The 4,057-nt window shown below is 63.1% G+C and carries 6 protein-coding genes and 1 pseudogene; 5 read left to right on the top strand and 2 right to left on the bottom strand.

The genetic code is table 11. From position 1 onward, the window contains the following. Positions 1 to 91: 91 nt before the first annotated feature. From Q0S16_RS06080 to Q0S16_RS06070, 3 genes and pseudogenes are all read left to right on the top strand, one after another. Positions 92 to 358, top strand: coding sequence for a hypothetical protein (locus Q0S16_RS06080; RefSeq protein ID WP_295846087.1), 267 nt, complete (start codon positions 92 to 94; stop codon positions 356 to 358). 21 nt (positions 359 to 379) lie between these two features. Continuing rightward, positions 380 to 541: pseudogene (locus tag Q0S16_RS06075) on the top strand (OmpW family outer membrane protein); the annotation flags it as partial. Between the two features lie 228 nt (positions 542 to 769). Further along, complete coding sequence (locus Q0S16_RS06070) at positions 770 to 988, top strand: alkylphosphonate utilization protein (RefSeq protein WP_295846091.1); 219 nt, start codon at positions 770 to 772, stop codon at positions 986 to 988. 76 nt (positions 989 to 1,064) lie between these two features. Here Q0S16_RS06070 and Q0S16_RS06065 read toward each other — a convergent pair whose 3' ends face one another. Both Q0S16_RS06065 and Q0S16_RS06060 read right to left on the bottom strand, forming a co-directional pair. Then, complete coding sequence (locus tag Q0S16_RS06065; protein ID WP_295846085.1) at positions 1,065 to 1,391, bottom strand: potassium channel family protein; 327 nt, start codon at positions 1,389 to 1,391, stop codon at positions 1,065 to 1,067. Positions 1,392 to 1,836: 445 nt separating this feature from the next. Then, complete coding sequence (locus tag Q0S16_RS06060; RefSeq protein ID WP_295846083.1) at positions 1,837 to 2,532, bottom strand: cell cycle transcriptional regulator TrcR; 696 nt, start codon at positions 2,530 to 2,532, stop codon at positions 1,837 to 1,839. 281 nt (positions 2,533 to 2,813) lie between these two features. On the opposite strand from Q0S16_RS06060, the gene ispH reads away from it, so the two are divergent. Together ispH and Q0S16_RS06050 are read left to right on the top strand one after the other, a co-directional pair. Further along, entirely contained in the window at positions 2,814 to 3,776 is a 963-nt protein-coding gene (gene ispH / locus Q0S16_RS06055; RefSeq protein ID WP_295846089.1) for a 4-hydroxy-3-methylbut-2-enyl diphosphate reductase, read from the top strand. Between the two features lie 5 nt (positions 3,777 to 3,781). Then, a partial coding sequence (locus Q0S16_RS06050; protein WP_295846081.1) for a phosphotransferase occupies positions 3,782 to 4,057 on the top strand: 276 nt, incomplete at its 3' end.

Here is a 4,057-nt window from a genome sequence, read left to right as displayed (position 1 = left end):
CGCGCCCCGGAATGACGCGGCAGGATGCACCTTACAATTCCCGCATTTCGCGCTAAACACGGCGCGATCGACGACTGGCCCAGGATTTCGCATGCGACCGCCCCCCACCCATTTGATCGCGCTGCTGCTGGCCGCGCTGGCGCTGGCCTCCTGCGCGCGGCGCAGCGATATTCCGGTCTCGAGTCTGGGCGATGATGACGATGCGACCTGCCGCGCCACCGGAGCGGTGGCTGGCTCCGCCGAATATGCCAATTGCCTGAAGAACCGCGACGTTCAGCGAGGCAATGCCATCGCCCGTGCCGATCGATCGCAGCGCAACCTCGGCGAATACATGCTGAACAATCCGAGTCGTCCGTAGGCCGCTCCGACGGTCGCGCCGGTGGTGCGGGCCGGTTTCGACTACTTGATCGACAAGCATTGGGGCTGGAACGTCGACCTGAAGAAGCGCTGGTTGCGTCCGAACTGGGACGGCACGCTGGCCAATGGCACGGCGATTACCGGCAAGGTCAATCTTGATCCGTGGCTGATCGGCCCCGGCATCACCTACAAGTTTTGGATCGACGGCCAGCATTCGGCGATCACGGGGCCGATGCCAATCGGCCCCGTTTTATGGCTGTGTTTTCTTGCTTCCCCTCTCCCCTTGTGGGAGAGGGGGATGCGCGAAGCGCAGCCGGGTGAGGGGTCGTGTTCTGTTTCGTCCCCTCATCCGATGCGGACTGCGTCCGCGCCATCTTCTCCCACAAGGGGAGAAGGCAAAAGGGACGACACCATGGATATCAAGGTCAAGGACTCCAACGGCACGCTGCTCGCCGAAGGCGATACGGTCACGCTGATCAAGGACCTCAAGCTGAAGGGCTCGTCGACCGTGCTGAAGCGCGGCACCGTGATCAAGAATATCCATCTCACCGACAATGAGGAAGAAATCGAAGGCCGCACCGACAAGGTCAAGGGCCTGGTGCTGCGCGTCGAGTTTCTGAAGAAGTCGTAGGGCGAAACAGCAAAGCGTCGTCCGCCGTTGGCTTGATAGCAGGCAACCGCTGCGCCTGGGCCAGCTGACGAAAACCTTATTGGCGATCTTCATGGTCGCGGAACGTCGATAGCCGCGACAGGAATGCCAGCATCAGGCCGATGCCGCAGACCGAAAACACCATGGTGAAAATCTTCGCGACCGCCGTGGTCGGCGCCAGCGTGGCGTCGCCGACCGTGGTCAGCGCCATCACGCTGAAATAGACCGCGTCGATCCACTCCCAATGTTCGACGATGCGGAAAAATGTCGAACCGCACGCGATCGCGACCGCGATCAGGAAAATGATGGCGCGGAATTCAGGATCGCGCAGGCCGCGGCCAAGCCCCGCAAACAGCCGCATCAGTCCCAGCCAGAGCGACGCCATCCCGGACCTCCGTGCGAGCCTGATGCCGGCTCGTGCTGCGATCTCGCAGGATTCGATTGACTTTGGCCATATTAGATTATAGTCCTAGATCGAAGGCGCCGCACTTCGCCGTCTCATGAGCGGCGGAGCGAGGGGCCGGGCCGATGACCAAGGTGGAGCGCCGGGAGGCGCCGCGCCCTACGTCATTGGGCGCGGGCGGCTGGCGTTATCAGCTGCCCGGGCGGACCGCGTCATGGTCTGCCCCAAGGGCGTCTCGCAAACGCCTTGGCGCCTCCCGCCGCTCCACCGCCCCCGCGGTTGCAGGGCAGGGGGCTGGGCAAAACTCGGGCGCGGATGCGCCGCGAGGACGGATTCGCACGGCCTCTCCAAGGACGCGCCAACAAAAACGCGGCGGGATGAACCGCCGCGCTGAATTTCAGACAGGCTTCCGAGGGGCGCCCTGCGCCTATTCCTCGTCGTCCTGCTTCTTGCCGGCGCCGATACCCTTCAGCTTGGCGAACACGGCGTCGACATTGAGGTCGTCGCTGTTGCGCTCGGAGGGCTCGAACTCGTCCTTGCGGGTGGTTTCCGAGGCCGGCAGCAGCGTCGCGCCGCCGTAAGCGGTGTCGGTCGGCTTTTCCTTGGCGGCGCGCTGCACTTCGAAATCGAGTTCGATCTGCGAGCACAGGCCAAGCGTCACCGGGTCCATCGGCGTCAGCGTCGAGGCATTCCAATGGGTGCGGTCACGGATCGAGGCGATCGTCGTCTTGGTGGTGCCGACCAGCCGCATGATCTGGCTGTCCTTCAGCTCGCCATGGTTGCGGACCAGCCACAGGATCGCGCTCGGCCGCTCATGGCGGCGCGACACCGGGGTGTAGCGCGGGCCCTTCTTCTTGGCGGCGGGCGGCAGGATCACCTTGCTCTCCTCGAGCTTGAGGCGGTAATTCTTGTCCTGCTCGCCGCGCTCGATCTCGTCGCGGGTCAGCTGGCCATTGGAAATCGGGTCCATGCCCTTGATGCCCTGCGCGGCGTCGCCATCGGCGATGGCGCGGATTTCAAGCGGGTGCATCTTGGTGAAATCGGCGACCTGGTCGAAGGTCAAAGCGGTGTTGTCGACCAGCCACACGGCAGTCGCCTTTGGCATCAGCGGTGCATTGCTCATGGCAAATCTCCTTTACGCTCCGCCCACCTTTTTTGGAGGCGGAGCCGTCTGGTCATCGGGGATGACGGGGAATTCAAGCTGTATATAGTCTGTCCGGGGCTGGCCGCGCAATGGAAGACTGTTCGGCCTTGACAGGGCGGCCAGACGGCCCCAAGTCCTCTTACTGGACGCCAAGTGCTTCCTGAAACAGGCTCTTTGGCCTATTGTCCCCCTGGATCTGAGCGCCTCGCACCCGACATCCCGGGTGGCTCGGACCTTAAATGATCGCTGGATTGCCCAATATGCAGGCCAAACCGCCTCTGAAAATCGTGCTTTGCTCACCGCGCGGCTTCTGCGCCGGCGTGGTCCGGGCCATTGATACGGTGGAACGCGCTTTGGCGATCCATGGCGCGCCGGTCTATGTCCGGCATGAAATCGTCCATAACAAATATGTGGTCGACAGCCTGAAGACCAAGGGCGCGATTTTTGTCGAGGAACTGGCCGAAATCCCCGACAACACCTCGGCTCCGGTGGTATTTTCCGCTCATGGCGTGCCTAAATCGGTTCCCGCCGACGCCAAGCAGCGCAATTTCTTCTCGCTGGATGCCACCTGCCCGCTGGTCACTAAGGTGCACCGCGAGGCGGCGATCCACTTCAAGCGCGGCCGTGAAATCCTTCTGATCGGGCATTCGCACCATCCGGAAGTGGTCGGCACCCTCGGCCAGCTGCCGCCCGGCGCGGTCGAGCTGATCGAGACCGCCCATGACGCGGCGACCTTCACGCCGAAGGACCCCAACAACCTGGCTTTCGTGACCCAGACCACGCTGTCGATCGATGACACCGCGGAAATCGTCGAGGTGCTGAAGAAGCGCTTCCCGACCATCAACGGACCGCACAAGGAAGACATCTGCTACGCCACCACCAACCGCCAGCTGGCGGTGAAGAAGGTGGCGCCGGTGGTCGATGCGCTGATCGTGGTCGGCGCGCCGAATTCGTCGAACTCGCAGCGGTTGCGCGAAGTGGCCGAGCGCGAGGGCTGCAAGGTCTCGGTGCTGGCGCAGCGCGCCTCCGACCTCGACTGGAGCATGTTCGAAGGCATCACCAGCCTCGGCATCACGGCAGGCGCCTCGGCGCCGGAAGTGATCGTCGAGGAAATCATGGGCGCCTTCGCCGAGCGTTATGAACTGCATGTCGAGACAGTGTCGGCCGCGGAGGAAAACGAATTCTTCCCGTTGCCGCGCTCGCTGCGTCCCGACGCGGCGTAACTTCCATGGCGGTCTATACCGACGTTAGCGCCGATGAACTGTCGGAGTTTCTGGCGGCCTACGATATCGGCCAGTTGTTGTCCTACAAGGGCATCGCCGAAGGCGTGGAGAACTCCAACTTTCTGATGCACACCACGGCGGGCTCGTTCTTCCTGACGCTGTATGAAAAGCGCACGGCGGTTGGTGACCTGCCGTTCTTCCTCGGCCTGATGTCGCATCTCGCCGCCCGTGGCATTCCCTGTCCCGAGCCGGTGAAGATGCGCGACGGCACCATGCTCGGC

Origin of the sequence: Tardiphaga sp. (assembly GCF_025356345.1) — a bacterium.
Taxonomy (GTDB): domain Bacteria; phylum Pseudomonadota; class Alphaproteobacteria; order Rhizobiales; family Xanthobacteraceae; genus Tardiphaga.
This window is presented reverse-complemented; position numbering and strand designations above follow the sequence as displayed.